We start from the raw sequence: 22,639 nt of genomic DNA, 5'->3' as shown, positions 1-22,639 counted from the left end.
GTCAAAAAATTTATCGCAAAATATTGGAAAATTATTTTTCGTATTCCAGCAAAATGTCGTCGTCGAACTGGCGGATTTTAGACAGCCTGAAAGTAAAGGCCTCCTCCACGCCTTCAATGCCGGCACCAGCGACAGGGGTTTTGGCCGCTCTTCCACCGAAAAGCTTGGGCGCGATAAAAGTGTACAGGCGGTTTACGAGGCCCCATTTCAGCGCGGAATAATTAATTTCAGAGCCGCCTTCTATTAATAGGCTGTCGATTTTACGTTCGCCCAGGGTGCGGACAAGGGCCTCTAAGTCAATGCCACCTTCCGGGCTGGCAGAAAATTCCAGTACCTCTACTCCGGCGGTTTTTAGTGCAGAGATTTTCTCAGCGGCCTCTTGCCCTGACGCTACCCCTTCCTCGCAGGCAACAATAGTCGGGATTTCATTCGCACTTTTTACAATCTGACAGTCCAGCGGAATTCGTAAGTTTGAGTCACAAATTACTCGAAGGGGATTGTGGCCGCCTTCCATTCTGCAATTCAGCATTGGGTTGTCAGCAAGCACAGTACCAATTCCGCACAAAATTGCGGCATAGCGGTTACGAAGCTCGTGAACATAGGCGCGGGACTTTTCCCCAGTTATCCACTTTGAAGCGCCGGTCTTTGTTGCAATTTTGCCATCAGCGGTCATTGCATATTTAAGGGCAATGTAAGGACGCCCAGTTGTAATGTAATGGAAGAAAATAGGATTTAAAGCGTCACATTCCTGTCGGAGAAAATCTTCTATAACTTCTATGCCATTTTCGCGTAAAAAAGCGTTTCCCTTTCCGTGTACAAGGGGATTGGGATCGCGGCTTCCGACAAAAACACGCTTAATGCCGGCTTCTACAAGAGCCTGACTACATGGCGGCTGTTTTCCAAAATGGCAGCAGGGTTCTAGTGTAACGTAAATATCTGCACCGGCAGCATCATTTCCACGTTCCCGGCAATTTTTAAGAGCCTCGCGTTCTGCGTGAAGTTCCCCGTACTTATGGTGCCAGCCTTCGCCAATCACATTGCCGTCTTTTACAATAACAGCACCCACCAGCGGGTTAGGATTAGTCCAGCCCTGGCCGTTTCGGGCAAGCTCAATCGCCCTGCGCATGTAGTTTTCCTTTTCTGCCATAAAGGAATATTAGCAAAATATTTGAATGTTTATCAATTATGGCTTGCGGTCACGGAGTATTTCCTACAAACTTTACAATTTTCATTACTGTCCAGAAAGTCTCCTCGCCCAAAAATCAATTGATAGTAAAGCTCTAATGCTTTATAATTATATAAATTTCATTTGGAGGAAATGTAAAAAATGAAAAAGATTATTCTTGCAGCTCTTATGGTTGCAATGGTTTGCTCATCAACTTTTGCTGCAAAAAAAGCAAAGAAGGCTAAATCAAGCGTTCGCATCGCAATGGTAACTGACTCGGGAGACATCACAGACCAGTCATTCAATCAGACAACTTATCAGGCATGTAAAGACTATGCAGATGCTAACGGATTGGACTTCCAGTACTACAAGCCAGCTGGTGACTCTACAGCTGACCGCGTTGCTTCAATCGACGCTGCTTATCAGGACGGATACAATGTAATCGTTCTTCCTGGATTCCTTTTTGGTGAAGCTATCGTAAAAGTAGCAAAAGACTATGATGATGCTAAATTCATCGGTTTGGATATTGGTGAAGGCGACCTTGGAGGAGCTGCTGTTCCTTCTAACGTTTTCTGTGCAGTTTATGCTGAGGAACTTCCTGGTTTCTTCGCAGGTTACGCTGCTGTAAAAGAAGGCTATCGTCACCTTGGTTTCTTGGGTGGTATGGCTGTTCCAGCTGTAGTTCGCTTCGGTTATGGTTTCGTTCAGGGTGCTAACAAGGCTGCTGAAGAACTCAAAATCGCTGACAAAGTAACTGTTGAATACGTTTACGGTGGTCAGTTCTACGGTGACCAGACAATCACAGCTACAATGGACGGTTGGTACAAGAACCGCGGTGTAGAAGTTGTATTCGCTTGTGGTGGCGGTATCTGGACATCTGCTTGTGAAGCTGCTGCAAAAGTTGGCGGAAAAGTAATTGGTGTTGATACAGACCAGACAGCTTTGATCAACAACTACGGTGCTGGTATGTGTGTAACATCTGCTATGAAAGGTTTGGGAGCTACTGTAGAAGCTGTTCTCAACGCTATCAAAGAAGGTAAATGGGCTGACTACTCTGGAAAAGTTTCTTCACTCGGATTGGTTTCTGGAACTAACTTGAACGTAAACTTTGTAGGTCTTCCACTCGACACATGGTCAATGAAGAAATTCACTCAGAACGACTACAAAAAGCTCGTAAGCGATGTTTATGCAAAGAAAACTCCAGTTTCTAACGCTATCGACAAGGCTCCAGCTACTTCTGTTAAGGTTAATTACTACCAGAATATTAAGTAATAGCGATAATAGCAAATCCGTTAAAAACTGGGCTGCGACAGCGGGCCAGTTTAGGATTTACGAGAAAATGCTTCCCGGCGAGACTAGCGAGCCGGGGCTGACAATTAGTAAGGTGAATTCCATTTGGGATTCACCTTTTTTTTATTTTAAATGATTTTTCTATTGTTTTCGTTTATAATGTAATTTATGAACGAAAATTATATTATAGAAATGCTTAACATAACCAAGCGTTTCCCTGGAATTATTGCAAACGACAATATCACCCTGCAGTTAAAAAAAGGTGAAATCCATGCCCTTCTTGGCGAGAACGGTGCCGGAAAATCAACTCTTATGAGCGTTTTGTTCGGTCTTTACCAGCCGGAAGAAGGCGAAATCCGTAAGAATGGAGAAAAAGTTGATATCCGAAATCCAAATGATGCTACTTCTCTTGGAATCGGAATGGTGCACCAGCACTTTAAGCTCGTAGAAGTTTTTACAGTTCTTGATAACATCATTTTGGGCAGCGAAACCTGTAAATATGGTCTTATCGACCGCAAATCAGTCCGCGAAAAAATCATCAACCTTAGCCAGCGCTATGGTCTTGCCGTTGACCCGGACGCAAAAATCGAAGACATTACAGTTGGAATGCAGCAGCGCGTAGAGATTTTGAAAATGCTCTACCGCGATAACGAAATCCTGATTTTTGATGAGCCTACAGCCGTTCTTACTCCTCAGGAAATCAAAGAGCTTATGCAGATTATGAAAAATCTTGCGGCAGAAGGAAAATCAATCCTCTTTATCACTCACAAGCTCAACGAAATCATGGAAGTTTCTGACCGCTGTTCTGTTTTGTGTAAGGGACGCTACATCGGAACTGTTGAAATTTCCAAAACAAATAAGGAAGAGCTCAGCCGCATGATGGTTGGCCGCGACGTTCAGTTCACTGTTGATAAGGCTCCAAGCAAGCCTGGAAAAACTATCCTTGATATTCAGCATTTGAGCGTTGCAAGCAAGCTTCACAAAAAACTTGCCGTAAATGACGTAAGCCTTAAGGTTCACGCAGGCGAAATTGTCTGCATTGCGGGAATCGACGGAAACGGTCAGTCGGAATTCATTCAGGGAATCACTGGTCTTGAAAATTTCGTTCATAACCCTGAAACAAAAATCCTTCTTGATGACGTTGACGTTTCAAAGAAATCAATCCGTGAAAAATCAAAGGCCGGCATGAGCCATGTTCCGGAAGACCGTCATAAGCATGGACTCGTGCTCGATTACACTCTTGAACAGAATATGGTGCTGCAGCGTTACTGGGAGCCTGAATTCCAGAAGCATCAGTTTATTAAGACAAAGGAAGTTACTACTTACTCTCAGGAATTAATCGATAAATACGATGTTCGAAGCGGTCAGGGCTGTAAAACTCCGGCCCGCGCAATGAGTGGTGGTAACCAGCAGAAAGCAGTTATCGCCCGCGAACTTTCGCACGACCACAAGCTTTTGATTGCCGTTCAGCCAACCCGTGGTCTTGATGTCGGCGCAATCGAATTCCTTCATAAAGCAATTATTGCTGACCGCGACGCAGGAAAGGCTGTTCTCCTGGTTTCTTATGAACTGGAAGAAGTTTTGAACCTGAGCGACCGCATTCTTGTAATGTACGAGGGCGAAATTGTCGGAGAGCTCAATCCTAAGGAAACTACACCTGAGGAGCTTGGTCTTTATATGGCCGGTGCAAAACGTCAGAACAAGGTGGAGGCATAAAATGGCAGATTCAAAATCAAATAAATTCAAGGCAATTTTAGATTCCGGCTCATTTCATTCAATTCTTTCGGCAATTTTGTGCGCCGTTCTGGGAATATTAGTCGGATTTATCATCCTTTTGATTATCAACGCTGAACACGCACCAAAAGCAATCAGCGTAATTCTTAAAAACTTTATGTATTACCGCAACGTTGGAAAACGCTGGTATTACCTAGGCCAGACTTTAGTAAAGGCCGTTCCTCTCATTTTGTGTGGAATCGGCGTTCTCTTTGCTTATAAATCAGGTCTTTTCAATATCGGAATCGCTGGTCAGTACTGTATCGGAATCGGTATTACCTTGTGGTCGGCACTTTACTGGCACTTACCTTGGCTTGTCTGCATTCTTTTTGCAGTTCTGGCTGCGGCAGCGTGGGCGGCACTTGCAGGTCTTCTAAAAGCCCTATGCAACGTAAACGAAGTTATCGCCGGAATCATGCTGAACTGGATTGGACTTTATCTTGTAAACATCCTTATGCAGAATGAAAAGGTTATGAACGTTGGTAAATCTGAAACCTTCTCTATTGCCGCAACTTCACCTCATTCACTTTTGCCAACCTGCGGTCTTGGAAAATTCTTCCACGACAATGAATATGTTTCTATCGCTATCCCGATTACAATTATTGTTGCCGTAGTAATTTACATTGTTCTTACAAAAACAGTTCTGGGCTACGAGCTTCGTGCAACCGGTCTGAACAAACACGCCGCAAAATATGCAGGTATGAAAGACAAGCAGAACATCATCCTTACAATGATTATTTCGGGCGCAATTGCAGGCCTTGGAGCTGCACTTTACTACCTCACAGACATCCAGCCATGGAAGACAAGCTCTGTAGTTCCCGGTATGGGCTTTAACGGAATTGCGGTTGCCTTCCTTGGCGCCCTCAATCCAATCGGTGTAATTTTTGCAGGCTTCTTTATTCAGCACATTACTCAGGGCGGAAGCTTTATCGATACTAAATACTTCAACCCTCAGATTGCTGATTTGATTTCTTCTATTATAATCTACTGCTGCGCATTCATGTTCCTTCTCAAAACATTTATTGCAAAACTTCTTGATAAAAAAACAGCCGAGACTAAAAAGCTAAGATAAGGGGAAGATTATGTTACTTATTCAATATACTTTAATTTACGCATCAGTTTTGATTTTCGTAGCCTTCGGCGGAATGTTTAGCGAACGCAGTGGTGTCATCAACCTGGGTCTTGAAGGAACTATGGTTATGGGTGCGCTTGGCGGTGCCTTTGTTTTGTATTCCCTGCCTGCCGGAACTCCAGCAATCTGCATTATTTTTCTGACGATTTTGACCAGCATTGTTTTCGGCATGATTTATTCGCTTTTCCTTGCGGTGGCCGCCATCAACTTTAAGGCTGACCAGACTCTTGTAGGAACTGCCATGAATATGCTGGCAACTGCGGCTTCGGTTGTAATTGTAAAGAGTTTTAATAATGCGCGCTCGGCAGGACAGAATCCTTCTGCAATTCTTGATTACATTCAAAACCGTAAGGTTTTCCTTCTTGGTGATTTCAACATCTACATGATTTTGACTTTGATTTTGATTGCAGTTGGCTATGTAGTTCTCTTCAAAACCCGCTTTGGACTTCGTCTTATGGCTTGTGGTGAACATCCTCAGGCAGCAGCCAGCGTTGGTATCAACGTTTTCAAAATGCGCTATTCCGGAGTTTTGATTTCCGGCTTGTGCGGCGGCGTTGGAGGAATTATCTATATTTCTGCCGCAAACAGTCAGTGGGACTTTATGTACGGTGTTGCAGGCGCAGGCTTCCTTGCCCTTGCCGTTATGATTTTTGGTCAGTGGAATCCTCTGAAGATTGCCGCAAGTGCCCTGCTTTTTGGTGCCTTCCGCGCTGTAGCCGACACTTACTCAGCTTTTGACTTCTTAATCCACCTTGTACCTGGCGACGTTTACAAAATGCTGCCATACATCATTTCACTTGTTGTACTTGCCTTTACATCACAGAACTCACGCGCACCTAAGGCAGAAGGCATCCCATATGATAAGGGTACACGCTAGGGCTAGTTTTACGTAGTAAAACTAGGTAGTGCGGCTCGATGCCTCCGCAAGTTGGAAGAATGCCTTACGGCCGCACGCAATAAGGGTACTCGCTAGAAGCACACTTTTTATACATAAAAAGTGTGTGAGTGCGGTTCACAAAACCAACAATTTGATATATTGCCGGACTTGATCCGGCAATGACACTTCCATTTTTTTGTTTAAAAAATCTTAATACATGTTATAATTTTAAAGTTGCAAATATGATTAAATTTAAATCATTACTCTGCATACTTTATGTCATACTTACAATCTGTACTGCCAGCTTCATTGTGATATCAGGTGTGCACAATGAAAAAATTCCTACAGAATCTCTAGAACTGGATTTGAGTGACAAATTTACCTGGGGTCTTATTGACCATTCTCAATATCCAACTACAGAAGAAATCGAAACCATTAACAAACCCCTTAAATTTGGAAAACAGAATCTTTGTAAAATCGTAGGACTTGGCGGACATTTTATCTGGCTAAAAGCTGAATTCACCCTTCCCGAAGAGCTTCAATATAAAGATTTAGGACTTTTTATTACTTACATACATTTCGCAAATAAAGTATGGATAAACGGAAACTTTGCAGGACAAAGCGGTTCCTTCCCGCCAACAGAAACTTCACAGCTTTATCTTCCCGGTATCTACAATCTACCTAAAGAAAGCCTTAATTCAAACGGAAAGAATACCATTTTAATTCAGGTTTACAATCACGGAAAAGGAGAAATTTCAGGAAAGGCATTTGTTTCAACTCAGTACAGAAGCAAACGGGCCGCAAAAATAACTTCATTCTGGAACACCTACAACTATATGTTCTATATAGGCGGTATGTTCGCCTCAATGATTTTATTTCTGTTCCTTTTCATTCTGCATCATCATAAGCCTGCATATATCTGGTTTGCTGTTTTAAACCTCTGTACCATCGTTTTCTGCAGTACACTTTTTGCTCCTGCCATGCCTTTTGTGCATGAGATTTTAGGCATTCCATTTTATAAATTTTACCGCACAAGCCTCTGTTTTACCGGAATAGTAGATTTTGCCCTCTGGATTTCCTTTGCAAGAAACTATATTGCGCTTCCAAGGAAAAAATATCTTGATATCATAAGAGTTGTCATTCTTACGGCACAAATTATCATTCTTTACAGCACTCATAATTATGACGAACTTATCAGCATTACTAAAATTGAATTTTTTCTAACTTTTATCCATATACTTATTTTTATAAACTGCGTTATCCGGGGTATTCTGATTCCAGCCTGCAGGTACAGGGCAATTAACATCACAATCTGTCTGGCACCATTTGTTCTTTCTGTTATTGCAGATATCATTGTCCGGGGATTTCTTGGAATTACAACCCTGCCTTTCTTCAGTTACTTCGGCTGGCAGCTCAATATCATCAGCTATCTCTTTATGCTGTCGCACAGTCATGCAAGCGCCCTTGAAAAAAATGAATATTTGAATAAAAACCTTCAGGAAGAAGTCCGCAAGCAAACCGAAAACCTGCACGAATCAAATGAACGCCTGCTTGAAAGAATTCACCGTTCAAACATTGATTTGCAGATGGCTTCGGTTGTACAGCAGAGACTTTTCCAGGCTCCCCACAAAAGCTACAAGGGCTGGGATATTGCCGTTTCCTACGACCCCCTGAGTGAAGTTTCGGGTGACTTCTTTGACTTCTACGGATTGGGAACAACTCTTGACGGTATGTGCCTCTTTGACGTTTCCGGTCACGGCGTTGCAGCCAGCCTTGTTACAATGCTTTCTAAGAGCATCGTTTATAATGCCTTCCAGAAAAGCCGCTTTTATGATGTGCCGATTTCAAAATGTCTTCTTGATGTAAACCACGATTTGATTGTTGCAAAAGGCGCGATTGATAACTACATGACCGGAATTATGATGCGCATCAGGGAATTTAAGGAAAATGACGAGTGTAATATAGATTATTCGAATGCAGGCCATCCACGCCCTATTATTTACAGAGCCGAAAGCGGCGAATGTGAAGAAATTGTAGGTAACCGTGATTCTGAGCAGTGTGGAGCAATCGGTATGTACAACGTTGACGTTAAATTCCGCGATGTAAGTTTTTCAATGAACAAGGATGATATTCTTGTTACTTTTACCGACGGTCTTACTGAAGCAGAAAATTTACAGCATGAAATTTTTGGTCGGGAACGCATTATGGAAATTCTTAAAGAAAACCACTCAAAAAGCGCCCACCACATTCTTAATGAACTGACTTATGCTGTTAAATTCTTTGTAGCCGAAGCTGACAGAAAAGATGATATAACGATTATTGTTATGAAGCGTGAAGATTCGAAGGACTTCCTGGAAGCACTGGATAGTGACTAAGGATATTGCTAAGTAAAATAGATAAAAAAAGCCATGTGGGACGCAGGCGGAAATTAGGGGGGAACCCGCGAGGGGGTGGTACCCTGATTTACGCCGTCGCTGGGACCCGCATGGCTTTTTTTTCTTATTATTTATGCTTGCAAAGCGGTTACGGCAACTGTTGCAACGATATCGTCTACGTTACAGCCACGGCTGAGGTCGTTCAATGGTTTTGCAAAGCCCTGGCATACTGGGCCAATTGCCATCCAGCCACCCATGCGCTGACAGATTTTGTATCCAATATTACCAGCGTTAATGTTAGGGAAGATGAATGTATTTGCGTGTCCAGCAACCTTGCTTCCTGGAGCCTTGAGTTCTCCTACTTCTGGAGCAACCGCAGCGTCGAACTGGAATTCACCGTCCAATGCAAGCTCTGGTTTTGCAGCTTTTGCAAGTTCTGTTGCTTTCTGAACTTTAGAAACTGTGTCATAGAATTTTGCATCGTTTCCTGAACCTTTTGTAGAGAAAGAAAGCATTGCAACGCGTGGTTCAATTCCTGCAATCTTCTTTGCTGTATCAGCAGATGCCAGAGCGATGTCGCAGAGTTCTTCTGCGCTTGGTTCAATGTTGATAGCGCAGTCACCAAATACTGCAACTCCCTCTGGAACGTAAGCGTTTCCGCCTTCTGGAGCTACCATGATGAAACAAGAAGAAACTGTCTTGAAGCCAGGAGCTGTTTTGATTACCTGAAGACCCGGGCGGAGAGTGTTAGCTGTTGAGTGACAAGCACCTGAAACGAATCCGTCTGCATCGCCAGCTTTCAAAATCAAAGCACCATACATTGTGTGGTCTTTAAGAATTGCGGCTTTTGCTGCTGCAACATCAGCATATTCTGGTTCCCCTGTTTTTTTGTTGATTTTTCCTTCACGAGCCTTGAACAAAAGCTCTGCATATTTGTCTGCATTTGAATCTTTTGCAGGATCAACGATTGTAACACCGCTCAAATCAGCGTTAGAACCGCTAGCCTTAATATCTTCATCGCTTCCAATCAAAATGATTTTTGCAATTCCGTCTTTTACGATTTTAGAAGCTGCTTCTACAACGCGTTTATCTTCGCCTTCGCAAAGAACGATTGTTTTGTTTGCAGCTTTTGCCTTCTTAAGCAATTCGTCAACAAATGCCATTATATTTACCTCTATATAAAAATTATTACATTAATAGAATATAACTATGATTTGCATTATTCAATATAAAAACGAATAATCCATGCCACTTGCTTATAAGCAAGTGTTAGCTGGTTCAGGACATTCGGAAGTTGAAAATTTAATTACGACCAGCGTACATTGCGCATAATCCTTCTTTTCATTAAAATAACAGAACACTTTTATAGAAGAAAATAATTTTTTTAGAGGTTTTATATGTCAGAGAAAGAAGTTCGTGTAAGATACGCACCATCTCCAACTGGTATGCAGCACATTGGTGGCGTTCGCACAGCACTTTTTAATTATTTGTTTGCACGTTCTCAGAACGGAAAATTTATTCTTCGTCTTGAAGATACAGACCGCACTCGCTATGACGAAAAATACGTTCAGAACCTTTATGACACAATGGCATGGCTTGGAATTGAATGGGACGAAGGCGGAGCTAAAGGCGGAGATTTTGGTCCTTATGTTCAGAGTGAACGTTTTGAACTTTACAAAAAATATGCTATGAAGCTTATTGAAAACGGCGAAGCTTACTACTGCTTCTGTGATGCAGAACGCCTTGACCGCATTCGTAAGATTCAGACAGAAAACAAGATGGCACCAGGTTATGACCGCAACTGCCGTCACCTTACTCCAGAAGAAGTAAAGGCTAATCTTGATGCAGGAAAACCATACGTTATCCGTCTTAAGGTTCCAATGGAAGGCGAAACAAAATTCCACGACCACCTTCTTGGCGACATCGTTTGGAAAAATGAAGATATTTCTCCGGATCCAGTTCTCTTGAAGTCAGACGGATTCCCAACATACCACCTTGCAAACATCGTAGATGACCACTTGATGGAAATCAGCCATGTAATGCGTGCTCAGGAATGGATTCCTTCTACTCCACTCCACGTTCAGATGTACCGCTCATTCGGCTGGGAACACCCTGAATTCTGCCACCTTCCAATGGTAAACGGTTCAGACGGTAAAAAACTTTCTAAACGTCACGGTTCAACTTCTTTGAACGAATTCCGTGCACGCGGTTATCTTCCACAGGCAATTGTAAACTACGTTGCAATGCTTGGATGTTCTTACGAAGAAGGAAAAGAATTCTATACTCTTGATGAACTTGCAAAGGCATTCAAACTTGAGCACCTGAACAAGGCTCCTGCTGTATTCGACTACAAAAAGCTTGAATACTTCAATGCCAACTACATCCGCCAGCTTAGCACAGAAGATTTGTACAAATGGACTTTGCCATTCATCACTGGTACTGGCGATGCTACACTGGAAATCAACCCTGAAAACCCACAGCCAAAACCAAATGTTGGTCCAGAATTCTCTGGCGTTGCACTTGGCGAAGACGGCGAGCCTTACTGCGTAGACAAATCAATGAATATGTCTTCTGCAGACGTTAAAAAGACTTTGATGGGACTTATGCCTCTTATTCAGGAACGTCTTAAGTTCTTAACAGAAGCTGCAGAAATGGTTCATTTTATGTTTACAGAACCAGCTGTTCCACCAGCAGAGCAGATTATTCCTAAAAAGCTTGATGCTGCAAAGACAAAAGAAGTTCTTGAAAACGCAAAAGAGTTTGTTTCTAAAGTATTCGAACTTGACCATGAAGGTGCAGAAGCCTTTGCTAAGGCAAAAGCAGAAGAACTTGGTATTAAACTCGGTGACTTTATGATGCCGGTTCGTATGGCCGTAACAGGAAGCCGCGTTTCTCCACCGCTTATCGGTTCAATTGCAGTTTTGGGCAAAGAAAAGTCTTTGGCTCGAATTGAAAGAACATTGGCAACTTTGTAGGACTAACTCGCATTTTAAGAAAAAAAAGTGGTGCGAGGGAGTAAAGCATGGGGCAAAAACATTCTGATTGTGGAGTGCCGCGAGAGCGGCAGGGTAAATAGTTTCTTTACCACAATCAGCATGTAGCGCGGTACCGCGCGGTTTTGAACCATGCTTTGCGACCGGAAACCACTTTTTTTTATTTTAAATATTATTTATAAAGTACAAAGATAGCCGGGATTTTGTTTAATTCTGGGATTTTTGATTTCTGTTTTTTCCACTGTTCAACAGTCAAAGTTTTGATATATTCATCCGGTGTAGTAATTCCCGCTGCAATACAGAGTTTTGTCTGAGGCTTAAGTGCCTGCAAAATTGTATCAATCATTTTTGCATTGCGGTAAGGAGTTTCTATAAAGCTCTGTGTCTGATCTTCGTTATAGATTTTAGTTTCCAGTTTTTTTAATGACTTTATGCGCTGTGGAGTTTCTACCGGAAGATAGCCGTTAAAGGCAAAAGACTGACCATTAAAGCCGCTTCCCATAACAGACATAATGATTGAGGAAGGACCAACAAGAGGAATTACACGTAGTCCTTTCTGCTGGGCAATCGCAACTACATCAGCACCCGGGTCTGCAATTGCAGGACAACCAGCCTCACTGATGATTCCAACTGGCTTTCCTTCGGCAAGAGGCTTTAAGTATTCACTGATGAACTTACGTTCTGTGTGACGATTGAGCTCGTAGAAAGTAAGTTCGTCTATATCAATTGATTTTTCAACTTTTTTGAGAAAACGTCGTGCCGAACGGATATTTTCTACAATAAAATGTTTAATTCCAACTATAATGTCATGGTTGTAGCCCGGAAGTACCTGAAAAACCGGAGTTTCACCAAGGGTAACAGGAATAAGGTAGAGTGCCGCCTGCAATTCCGGGAGAGGTGCTTCCTGTGGGAGAGATTTTTCTTTTTTTGGGCTTTCTGATTCCATATAATGTTCTCCTATAGATGCTCGGGTCAAGCCCGGGCATGACACTCATTTAGACCTGGCATGACAGGTATTTAAAACTCCATCAATGCTTCGCTGGCAGATTCCCATTCAGCGGTTTTTGCGTCTATCTGATTTGAAACTTCTTCTATTTCTCGCTGAACGGCCTTTGCCTTTTCTCCGTTTGAATAAACTGAAGGATCTGCCATTTTTGCTTCAAGCTCAGATTTTTTTGCTTCCAGAGCTTCGATTTCACTTTCAATTTTGGCAACGAGTTTTTCTGCCTTGCGGCGCTCGGATTCCAGGCGTTTCTGTTCTTCGTAGGAAAGACGGCCGGTGGAAAGGTCGGGGCGTTGAGGGGCGGCTTCCGTCGTAACTTTACCACCAACACTGGTGCCGTTAACGGAAGCACCAACCTTTTGCTTTGCAAAAGCTTGCGATTGTGCATCCTCGTTTTCCTCTTCCTTAGCAATCTGTTCCATATAAAACTCGTAGTTGCCCGGGAAGGTACGGAAGTGCCCTGGAGTCAGCTCAATAACGCGGGTTGCAAGCTGCTCGATAAAACCGCGGTCGTGGCTTACAAAAACAACGGTGCCGCCAAAAGATTTGAGGGCTTCGAGAAGGACGTCCTTACTGTGAATGTCAAGGTGGTTGGTCGGTTCGTCGAGTACGAGAAGATTTACAGGGCTGAGCAAAAGCTGAAGCAGGGCAATTCGTGCTTTTTCACCGCCGGAAAGAACATCAAGGCTCTTGTAAACGTCGTCGCCGCGGAAAAGGAAGGCACCCAGCATATCGCGGAGCTTTGGAATGAGCTCAAGAGGAGCTTCACCTTCAAGGTATTCAAGGATTGTCTGCTTTCCCTTAATTGTTTCGGCGTTATCCTGGCTGAAGTAACCGATTTTTACACCTGCCCCCGGAATAACCTCGCCGGTAAAGTCGCTGTCCTGCTCTGCAATAATGCGAAGGAGAGTAGATTTACCCGCACCGTTTCGTCCTGCAACTACAAGGCGATCGCCGTTTTCAAGCTGGAGTTCAAGATTATCCAGAACATTGTGGGCGCCGTCATAACTTTTGCAGATTGAGTTCATGCGGTAAACAAGTTTTCCTGCATGAGGAGCGGGCGGAAAGCTGAAATGTATCTTTTTAAGCGATTCAGGGATTTCGATGCGAACCATTTTTTCAAGGCGCTTCTGATATTCCTGAGCCTGAGCCGCCTTAGTTGCCTTAGCGCCAAAGCGGTTTATAAATTCTTCAAGTTTATTGATTTCCTGCTGCTGCTGTTCGTATTCAGCAATCAGGGTTTTAAGTTCTACTTCGCGTACTTTTTCGTAGTGAGTAAAGTTTCCAGGGTAACGTTTAAGGTCGCCGCCAAAAAGCTCGTAAACTTCGTTGATTGTAACGTCCAGAAAGTAGCGGTCATGACTGACGAGCAAAAAGCCGCCGTTAAAGTCTTTCAAAAAGCCTTCAAGCCAGTTGCGGGCTTCAATATCAAGGTAGTTTGTTGGTTCGTCCAGAAGCAGAATATCAGGATTTTGCATAAGAGCCTTGGCAAGGGCAATACGCATCTGCCATCCGCCCGAAAATTCTTCTGTACGCTTGTCAAAATCTGCGCGGGAAAATCCAAGACCTAAAAGAACACTTTCTGCAGCTGCTTCGCGGCGGTGCCAGCCGCTTTCCTCAAGTGCCTGAATTAAATCTGCCTGACGCACAGCAAGATTTGTGTTCGAAGGGTTTGCCGCCATCTGCTCGCCAAGTTCGTCAATCTGGCGCTGCATCTCGTAGCCAAATTCAAAGGCCTTGTCTGCTTCTTCGCGAAGACTACAGCCGTGGTGGGTGAGTCCGCTCTGTGGAAGATAGGCAATGCGGCTGTCTTTCTGAACTGCGCGGGTACCGCTGTCCGGCTGAACAAGCCCCGCAAGAACTTTGATGAGGGTAGACTTTCCGGCTCCGTTTGCACCTGTCAGTGCAACCTTGCTTCCAGTCTGAAGGTTTATAGTAACATCTTTAAGAATATCGCGGTCACCAAATGCCAGCGATACCTTAGAAAATTGAACAAATGCCATAAAAAATCCTGTGTTTTACTTTCAAATAACTATTGAGCTGAGCCCGAAGAAGACTGGCGCTTAAAGTAAACAATAATCGGGCTGGCGCTTCTTTCCTTAATCTGATTTCCGTCAATTTTTGCACTTGTGGCGTCTTCAAGGCGGAGTCCGTCATCTTCAAGGCGGTAAAGGAAGTTTACTTCCTCATTCATTCCGTTGAATTTGAGGGTAACAACGCCGTCATAATTCTGTGCAAGCGACTTAGAAATCGTATATTTTACCTGAGCTGTTCCCGCATTCTTTGCAGTAGATTTAATTACAGAAGGAACGAGCAGGCGAAAGTTTGACCACTGGAAAGAACCGTCTTCATCAAATACAAGCTTTCCGTAGTTTGTACTTGTGTAAACCGGACCGCGCGACCAAATCTGAAGATATGACCATGAACGGCGAGTGCGTTCGTTCTCAATAATCTCATTCAAATCAGCATCGATTGTAACAAAATCAAGTTCCTGAGGCTTGCCGTCTTCGCCAGTATAACGCAGAACGATGAAGTTTGAACGGCGCGAAATAATCACTACAGGAATATCTGTAAGGGCAAATTCGCGGTCATCATTCTTTGTGTAGCCCTTATAATCCCAAGTTTCGTGAATATCTTTGGTGTTAAGGCTTACCTTTTTGTTTTCTGTATCAATTCTGAAGTTGAATGACGGATGCATGCGTGACAAATCGATATTATTCGACTTAATCATTGTGTCAAAATAATCAGGATACCAGATCTTCTGGGCAATTTCGGTAAAGACAACGTCTTCGGTTTCTTCTTCAGCAATCACTTCGCCACCAAGCTGATTTCCAGTAACATCAGTTTCATAAAGATTAAGGTTGTAAGAAAAACACCAGCCCTGAGTTCCGTCTTTTGTAAGGATGCGGAACCAGTCACCTTCAAGCGCAGTTTTTCCGGCCATTACAACCTGGCCTTTTCCCTTGTAAAGGATTTTGATAACTTCACCCTTGCGGAGGCGGTAAACCTGCTTTGCAGTATTTACAGGCTCGGCGCGGCAAGGAAGTCCGTCAAGTTTTACAGAAGCATAAGTGCGGGCATATTCCTCATAGCGGACTTTAGACTTAAGGTTCTTTTTCTTTGAAAGAGGATCTGTAAGCTGCCAGAGAGGAACTTCGATCTTTTTTCCATCTTCCAGTCCGATTACGTAAACGTGCGAAATATTTGATTTGATGTAAACCGGCACTACATCACCGCTCTGAAGATTGCTTTCCGGAATATTCCAGAGAACTACCGACCAGCCCATAACTTTGTCTTTGCAGGATGTAAAAATTAAAGTTGAAAATAAAATTGTGATTATTAATGATGATGAAAAAAAGCGTTTCATATTTAGAAGTGAACTCCTGTTCAAAAATGCCTTCGCAAATTAAAAAAGGCACCGATTACGATGCCTTTGAATATTAACATATATTGAAAATAATGTCAGTTGATAGAAGAAAGTGTAAAATTAATCTTCTTCAGAGCCATCTTCCCCCTCTCTCACTTCTACAACCTCAGCATCAACGACGTTTTTCTCAGACATCAGTGTAATTGCTATCATAAAAATTCCAAGAATAAAGGCTGCAAGACCGATAAGACGCACAATAAAAATACCAAGACGCTCAGGAGAAATTATGATGAGGGCAACAGCAAGCAGCAAAAGAGAAAGATTTTCGAAAACAAAGCGCTTGCGGTCAATTTCCGTAGATTTCAAAAGGGAAACCGAATAAAAACCGATGATGGCAGCAAGAAGAAGATATACAATCAGCACGTAAATCATGGTTTTCCACATAGCATCAGCAACAGCAATCGGAAGAATTACAGAAATAGAACCGATAACAATACTGAAAACAGATTTTACGAGAATTACAGTTTCATACATTGAATCCTGATAAACACGCTTAGTTACTAAAAGGTTATAAAGGCCATATGCAACGGCTCCAAGCCCTACGATAAAAACAACAAGATTTATCCAGAATGTCGGAAAAATCAAAACAAGAAGACCCAGAAGCGAAATTCCGCCAAATATTGCTAAATTATAGTTTTTCATACAAACCTCTCATTTATATTTTATAGTCAATTTGACTATCTGACAAATAAATAATGATGAAAATGGGAATAAAAGGCAAAAAATTCGTTAAAATTTCACTTTTTTTTCAAAGCAAAGGCATTAACTATTGACATTTTTTTATAAACAACCTATAGTATTGCTTACCTATTGGAGCGATACCAAAGCGGTCGTACTGGGGCGGTCTTGAAAACCGTTGTAGCGCAAGTTACCGGGGGTTCGAATCCCTCTCGCTCCGATAAAACTGGAAAACTTTCCGGTTTACAACTGGAAGCGTGGTAGAGCGGTAATACAACGGATTGCTAATCCGTCACTTCCGTAAGGGGTGGGCAGGTTCAACTCCTGTCGCTTCCGAGAAAGCAGCTCTGCTGCCCACATTATGAATGAGATTGTAGCTCAGCTGGATTAGAGCACCACCCTGCGGAGGTGGGGGTCGCACGTTCGAATCGTGTCAGTCTCAAAAAACGAAAGGCTTACAAGTAATTGTGAGCCTTTTTCATTTTAAACTAAAGTATTAAAAATCTAAAACACGATTCGAAACATTTAATATCGAAGAACCGTTAAGAAAAAGTGCGAAGACATGGAGCACTTTTTTAGGTTCATCCATTTTACAAAAATTGCCATGGATGGCAATTTAGCGAACGGAGGCGCCGCAGAGGGAGCAAACACGACGTTTGCGACCGTCGCGGCGAATCGTGTCAGTCTCAAAGACGAAAGGTTCATCAATTAATGAAGTTTGTCACTTCACTTTTATTATAAGGCATAGACACTGCGGGCGTATTACAAAAACTCGAAAGAATTGCAGCGATTAATTAAAATCTATATCCATAAAACGCACTTGTCTAACGCAGCCACTTGTAAGCACGTAATCATTAACCCCGTTTTTAAGTTCGTCGCATATTACATCTTCATTCTTTGGCGACAAATCCGCAGCATTTTTCTTTTGCAATTCAGCTGTTAAAAATCCTTAACAGGTGCCATTGTTATTTCAAGCGCCGTTACTTTATCGTCGATTTTGTAACCGAAAACATTCACCTGGCTTGACGGATGTTTCCGTCTAGTTAAACGGACATGTCCGTCAAGTCAGGCGGACATATCCTCCTAGTCAGGAGAATTTATCCGCTCTACTAGACGAACATTTCCTCCTAGTTTGACAATTTTTCCTTCACAGCCGTTAACACATTAATATATGTATGATTACTCCTCATACACCGGCTCAAAATCCTCAGCCGGGTGACCACAGATCGGGCATTCAAAGTCCGCTGGCAATTCTGAACCCTTATACACATATCCGCAAATTTTACATTTCCAGGCAACAATCTTTTTGCCAGGGGCAGCCGCATCAGATTTCTTAGGTTTTACATTTGCCTGGTAGTCGGCATAGGTTAGAGGCGCATTCTGGCTGACAACTTTTGCATCGGTAACTTCAGCAACAAAAAGAGTATGGCTTCCCAAATCTTCGCTCGATACAACCTTGCATTCAAAGACTGAACAAACCTGCGAAGTAACGAAAGGGCATCCGTTCGAATCAAGCAAGTAATCAAATCCCGCAAATTTATCTGCATCGCGGCCACTCTGATAACCAAAACGCGAAATCGTATCAAAGGTGCAGGTCTTATCCAGAACAGAAAGAGAAAAAACACCCGATTCCTTAATCATCTGGCAGGTAAGATTCTGATTTATACAGGAAATTGCCACCCTCACAGGATTCGCCGCCGCCTGAAAACAGGTATTTGTAATGCAGGCATTAATTTTATCCCCAGATTTCGTCCCAAGAATAAACACCCCATAAGAAAGATTGTAAAACGCCTTTTGTTCCATAATTGCCTCCAGACTAATTTTACAATGACCTCGCGATTTTTTAAAGAAACTTTTGTGCCAGCCTCAACACCTAGTCGCCTTCCGGGCTCCCCTACGGTCGGTGCTTCGCACGCGCTTCGCGCCCCTCCACGCTCGGGCATGACAGCAACTGCCAGTTATTCATCATCTTGTACTAAAGTATAGTTTTACCCTGAATTTTCCTCAAAATTCTCAAAGTTTTTTCCAAAGTCCTTTCCGATTTTTACTACATCGAAGCCATATTATCTATAGAGAATTTTAAAACCCCAGGAGATAAAAATGGCAAAAAACAAAAAATTACCTAATCCAGAATCAACAGACATTGAAGAAAAAGCAAAGCGTGACTATAAAGACACGTTGTTCCGCTTTATCTTTAAAGGCGAAGATGACAGAAGTAAACGCTGGCTTCTTTCTCTTTATAACGCACTCAACGATTCAAACTACACAGACATCAATGATTTACAAATCACAACAATTAAAAATGCACTATTTATAACAATGAAAGATGATTTATCCTTCTTAATAGATTCGGAAATGAATTTATACGAACACCAGTCTACTGTAAACCCTAACATGCCACTTCGCGGTCTGATGTATTTTGCAAAGCTGTACCAGTCGCATATTGCCGAACGTAAACAAATGCTTTACGGTAGTACGATTATAAAAATCCCGACACCAAACTTTGTTGTATTTTACAACGGGGAGACAGAGCAGGAAGATATGATAAAATACCGCCTCTCCGATGCATTCAAAAAGCCGAATGAATCGGGTGAATTTGAATGGACAGCAACAGTAATAAATGTAAATGCAAATCATAACCCAACTCTTCAAAAAAAGTGTAAAGCGCTGTATGATTATAGTAGTTTTGTAACAAATGTCCGAAATAGAATTGCAAGCGGACAAGACAGAGACGAAGCCGTAAAGACAGCTGTTGATGATGCAATTAAGGGCAAACTTCTGGACGGCTTATTTGAAGAACAGAAATGGGAGATTATTGGTTTGATGTTAGCCGAATTTGACCAGGAAATATACGAAAAAACAGTCCGCGAAGAGGGTCGTAAGGAAGGCCGCGTAGAAGGCGCCCAGCAGAAAGCCGTAGAAGCTGCAATTAATCTTCTCAAAATGAAAATCCTGTCCGACGAACAAATTGCCCAGGCAGAAGGTCTCCAGCTTGAAAAAGTCCTTGAACTCAAAGGGCAGCTGGAAACGGAAACGGTGAATTAGTAAAATAAATATTCATCTATTACAGAGCGGATTTTCTGAAGCTGGTCGGGGGTAAAATAGGCTTCGTGGCCAAGGCCGGCTACGGGAGCGTTAGTTGAAGCGATCCAGTAGCGAACATCATCAGACTGCTTATCTGGTACACGGCAATTTGCAAGAACCGGGGCAAGACCTGTTTTCTGGCATAAATTTTCCTGGTATTCCGCAGAAAGCAAAGCTTCAATTATCGAATAAACCTTATCATCAGATTTCAAAGGAACGGCAAAAGTTGAGTTCGCCGTAAAATGTCTTCCTGACGGAGAAAGTTTAGACGGAAAAAAGATAGAACTATAGCGGGAAATTGCCTTTTCGTTATAACCTCTATGAAGCGACAGTGTTGTAAAGAAAATGCTTGTCAGACGATAAATGACAAAAGAATTTATATCATTATGAACCAAATCCTTTGATGCTTTTGAAATCAGCCCCTTATTAATCAATTGCTTAAGGTAATACAACGAAGAAGGGAGCGGTGCATCTTCATCAAGAAAAAGAGATTTTACAAGCACAGTTGCATCAAAAGAATCAGGAGAGCTTTTTGCTTTTACGGATGCCTTTGCCAAAATCTCGGTAGCCTTATTATATCCATCATATCCGTCAAACGCTTCTCCGATTCCGCCAAGTAAATCAAGAAGAAAAACCGGCTCTGCACCTGCAAAACTGATTGGCTCAAATTCTTTATTCAAAACTTTTTTCGCCAGCTGTTCTATATCCTTCCAGGTTGCAATTCGTTCCATACCAGACATTTTAAACTCAGAAATATCGATATCAATTTCAAGGTTATCAACAATAAGCGGAACGGCCTTATTCTTTCCATGAAAGGCAATTATAGCCTCACGCATAGAAGAATACATCCCCCCAATAACCTCATTTGAAATATTTACATCCTTTTGCGCACTAGCTGTAGAATTTTTGAGGGCATAACCTGCGGCACATATAATCAAATCAATTTTATTTTTCTGAATCTGATTTGAATATAAATCCGGAGTAACTGTAAAAAAAGAAACATTTATTTTTTTATCCAAACAGATTGCACTGATACAATCAGTAAAAGCCTTTTCCTGTACTTCGCTTATATTATAAAAACCAACTTTAATTGAGTGATTTTTGCTCGTTGTAAATTTTATACCGGCAAAAATCAGGAAAAATACAACTAATGGAATACAAATTGATAAAAGTGATAATTTTCGTTTCATAATGATAGATGCATTATACCACGTTTTTTAGCAGAACTGAAAGTAAGTTAGATTACTGCGTTTAATGTATAGGTGTTCTCAAAAAAAATTCTTCAAAATTCTCAAAGTTTTTTCCAGAATTTTTGTCAAAACAACATTATCTGAGAGAATTTATATACAGAAAGTTTAAATCAAAAAAAACGGAGACCAATATGGCAAAAACAAAAAAATTACCAAATCCTGAATCTACAGACATTGAAGAAAAGGCAAAACGGGACTACAAAGACACGCTGTTCCGTTTCATTTTCAAAGGTGAAGACGACAGAAGTAAAGGCTGGCTGTTATCACTTTACAATGCTTTGAATGATTCGAATTACACGGATATCAACGATTTACAAATCACAACAATTCAGAATGCACTTTTTCTGACAATGAAAGACGACCTTTCTTTCCTTATAGATTCTGAAATGAATTTATACGAACATCAAAGCACCGTTAATCCAAATATGCCGCTTCGCGGACTGATGTATTTTGCAAAACTGTATCAGTCGTATATTGCCGGACGCAAACAGATGCTTTACGGTAGTACTGTTGTAAAAATCCCGGCTCCAAAGTTTGTGGTCTTTTATAATGGCACAACTAAACAGGATGATATCATAAAATACCGTCTTTCAGATGCATTTGAAAAATCAACAGAACCAGGTGAATTTGAATGGACTTGCACGGTACTAAATGTCAACGCAAATCACAATCCGGCTCTTCAAAAAAAATGCAAAGCACTGTATGATTACAGTAACTTTGTTGCAAATGTCCGAAAGCGAATTACAAGCGGACAGGAAAGAGACGAAGCTGTAAAAGCCGCGGTTGATGATGCAATTAACGGAAAACTTTTAGACGGCTTGTTTGAAGAGCAGAAATGGGAGATTATTGGTTTGATGTTAGCCGAATTTGACCAGGAAATATACGAAAAAACTGTCCGCGAAGAAGGCCGTGCCGAAGGTGCCCAGCAGAAAGCCATTGAAGATGCACGTTCATTTTATGAAAATGGAGCATCAGTAGAACTTATTGCTAAATCTCTAAAAATGACCGTTGAACAAGTCAAAGAAATTGTAATGCTGCCTATTAAGCAGAAAGCTGAAACAGCGCAGGCATAACTTTTACTTGAAGAAAATTTTCAATAACATTAAAACAACATTTACAAAATAAAGTACCCCGGTTTTCATGTCTTTTAGAACAGGAAAACTGGGGTGCTTAAATTTATGGCGCAACTCTGCCTTCCCAGACGCAATTGAACTGAACCCAATTTTTTGGATAGTTTTTATGCTACCAGTTTTTCATTACGAACTTCAACAGGTGTCCGATAATTAAGGACACCTGAATCTCTTTCATAATTAAAATAATAAATGTAATGTTCTAGTTGTTCCAGAAATATTTCAACTGAAGAAAACTTATTAAGATAAAACCATTCTGATTTCAAGGTTCCCCAGAAGTTTTCAATTACTGCATTATCAAGGCAGTTTCCTTTTCTGGACATACTTTGTACAGCGCCTTTTTTTCGCAGAAAGTTTTTGTATGAAATATGTCTATAATGCCAGCCATGATCAGAATGAATAATTACCCCGTTCGGATTTTTTATTTTCTTGAAAGCAATTTTTATCATACTCATTACAAGT

The 22,639-nt window shown here is 41.8% G+C and carries 17 protein-coding genes and 3 tRNA genes; 11 read left to right on the top strand and 9 right to left on the bottom strand.

What is annotated here, in order from left to right; all coding sequences use genetic code 11:
* Positions 1–31 precede the first annotated feature (31 nt).
* On the bottom strand, positions 32–1,147 hold the full coding sequence (ribD, locus tag T530_RS0109265; protein WP_027728764.1) for a bifunctional diaminohydroxyphosphoribosylaminopyrimidine deaminase/5-amino-6-(5-phosphoribosylamino)uracil reductase RibD: 1,116 nt from the start codon (positions 1,145–1,147) through the stop codon (positions 32–34).
* A gap of 180 nt (positions 1,148–1,327) precedes the next feature.
* Here ribD and T530_RS0109260 point away from each other — a divergent pair, with 180 nt between their 5' ends.
* The 5 genes from T530_RS0109260 to T530_RS0109240 all read left to right on the top strand — a co-directional run bounded on the left by T530_RS0109260 (position 1,328) and on the right by T530_RS0109240 (position 8,612).
* On the top strand, positions 1,328–2,437 hold the full coding sequence (locus T530_RS0109260; RefSeq protein WP_027728763.1) for a BMP family protein: 1,110 nt from the start codon (positions 1,328–1,330) through the stop codon (positions 2,435–2,437).
* A 186-nt stretch (positions 2,438–2,623) separates the two neighbouring features.
* Positions 2,624–4,171: an ABC transporter ATP-binding protein gene (locus tag T530_RS0109255; RefSeq protein WP_027728762.1), complete on the top strand. Its 1,548-nt coding sequence runs from the start codon at positions 2,624–2,626 to the stop codon at positions 4,169–4,171.
* 1 nt (position 4,172) lies between these two features.
* Entirely contained in the window at positions 4,173–5,300 is a 1,128-nt protein-coding gene (locus tag T530_RS0109250) for an ABC transporter permease (protein ID WP_027728761.1), read from the top strand.
* Positions 5,301–5,310: 10 nt separating this feature from the next.
* The gene (locus T530_RS0109245; RefSeq protein ID WP_197018265.1) at positions 5,311–6,237 is read left to right on the top strand and encodes an ABC transporter permease; all 927 of its coding nucleotides are present in this window, start codon (positions 5,311–5,313) and stop codon (positions 6,235–6,237) included.
* A gap of 242 nt (positions 6,238–6,479) precedes the next feature.
* Positions 6,480–8,612 (top strand): PP2C family protein-serine/threonine phosphatase, encoded by a 2,133-nt coding sequence (locus T530_RS0109240; RefSeq protein ID WP_197018264.1) that lies wholly within the window; start codon positions 6,480–6,482, stop codon positions 8,610–8,612.
* A gap of 131 nt (positions 8,613–8,743) precedes the next feature.
* Here T530_RS0109240 and pta read toward each other — a convergent pair whose 3' ends face one another.
* Positions 8,744–9,775 carry a phosphate acetyltransferase gene (gene pta / locus T530_RS0109235; RefSeq protein ID WP_027728758.1) on the bottom strand — a complete coding sequence of 344 codons (1,032 nt, stop codon included), beginning with the start codon at positions 9,773–9,775 and terminating at the stop codon, positions 8,744–8,746.
* Between the two features lie 234 nt (positions 9,776–10,009).
* Between pta and gltX the strand changes: the two genes are divergently transcribed.
* Positions 10,010–11,587, top strand: coding sequence for a glutamate--tRNA ligase (gene gltX / locus T530_RS0109230; protein ID WP_027728757.1), 1,578 nt, complete (start codon positions 10,010–10,012; stop codon positions 11,585–11,587).
* Positions 11,588–11,777: 190 nt separating this feature from the next.
* On the opposite strand, the gene T530_RS0109225 is transcribed toward gltX, so the two are convergent.
* The 4 genes from T530_RS0109225 to T530_RS0109210 form a co-directional block, all read right to left on the bottom strand.
* Positions 11,778–12,551 (bottom strand): SAM-dependent methyltransferase, encoded by a 774-nt coding sequence (locus T530_RS0109225; RefSeq protein WP_197018263.1) that lies wholly within the window; start codon positions 12,549–12,551, stop codon positions 11,778–11,780.
* A gap of 71 nt (positions 12,552–12,622) precedes the next feature.
* Positions 12,623–14,611: an ABC-F family ATP-binding cassette domain-containing protein gene (locus T530_RS0109220; RefSeq protein WP_027728755.1), complete on the bottom strand. Its 1,989-nt coding sequence runs from the start codon at positions 14,609–14,611 to the stop codon at positions 12,623–12,625.
* A gap of 29 nt (positions 14,612–14,640) precedes the next feature.
* Complete coding sequence (locus T530_RS0109215; protein ID WP_027728754.1) at positions 14,641–15,975, bottom strand: SH3 domain-containing protein; 1,335 nt, start codon at positions 15,973–15,975, stop codon at positions 14,641–14,643.
* A 120-nt stretch (positions 15,976–16,095) separates the two neighbouring features.
* The gene (locus tag T530_RS0109210; RefSeq protein WP_027728753.1) at positions 16,096–16,677 is read right to left on the bottom strand and encodes a hypothetical protein; all 582 of its coding nucleotides are present in this window, start codon (positions 16,675–16,677) and stop codon (positions 16,096–16,098) included.
* Positions 16,678–16,847: 170 nt separating this feature from the next.
* Here T530_RS0109210 and T530_RS0109205 point away from each other — a divergent pair.
* The 3 genes from T530_RS0109205 (at position 16,848) to T530_RS0109195 (ending at position 17,155) form a co-directional block, all read left to right on the top strand.
* Positions 16,848–16,933 (top strand) — tRNA-Ser (locus tag T530_RS0109205).
* 31 nt (positions 16,934–16,964) lie between these two features.
* Positions 16,965–17,049 (top strand) — tRNA-Ser (locus T530_RS0109200).
* Between the two features lie 31 nt (positions 17,050–17,080).
* A tRNA-Arg gene (locus tag T530_RS0109195) sits at positions 17,081–17,155 on the top strand.
* A gap of 737 nt (positions 17,156–17,892) precedes the next feature.
* Here T530_RS0109195 and T530_RS0109185 read toward each other — a convergent pair.
* Positions 17,893–18,516, bottom strand: a complete 624-nt coding sequence (locus T530_RS0109185) for a flavin reductase (RefSeq protein WP_027728752.1) — start codon at positions 18,514–18,516, stop codon at positions 17,893–17,895.
* 297 nt (positions 18,517–18,813) lie between these two features.
* Between T530_RS0109185 and T530_RS14055 the strand changes: the two genes are divergently transcribed.
* Positions 18,814–19,758, top strand: a complete 945-nt coding sequence (locus T530_RS14055; protein WP_051537922.1) for a hypothetical protein — start codon at positions 18,814–18,816, stop codon at positions 19,756–19,758.
* Here T530_RS14055 and T530_RS0109175 read toward each other — a convergent pair.
* Positions 19,755–20,987, bottom strand: a complete 1,233-nt coding sequence (locus T530_RS0109175; RefSeq protein WP_027728751.1) for a hypothetical protein — start codon at positions 20,985–20,987, stop codon at positions 19,755–19,757. The two genes, T530_RS14055 and T530_RS0109175, sit on opposite strands and share 4 nt — an antisense overlap.
* Positions 20,988–21,178: 191 nt before the next feature.
* On the opposite strand from T530_RS0109175, the gene T530_RS14050 reads away from it, so the two are divergent.
* Complete coding sequence (locus T530_RS14050; protein WP_051537921.1) at positions 21,179–22,120, top strand: hypothetical protein; 942 nt, start codon at positions 21,179–21,181, stop codon at positions 22,118–22,120.
* A 164-nt stretch (positions 22,121–22,284) separates the two neighbouring features.
* Here the strand turns inward: T530_RS14050 and T530_RS15205 are convergent.
* A partial coding sequence (locus T530_RS15205) for an IS3 family transposase (protein WP_027728750.1) occupies positions 22,285–22,639 on the bottom strand: 355 nt, incomplete at its 5' end.

The sequence above is a fragment of the Treponema sp. C6A8 genome (assembly GCF_000619925.1).
Lineage (GTDB): Bacteria > Spirochaetota > Spirochaetia > Treponematales > Treponemataceae > Treponema_D.
The sequence above is the reverse complement of the archived record's forward strand: the minus strand, read 5'-3'. Positions and strand labels throughout refer to the sequence as shown.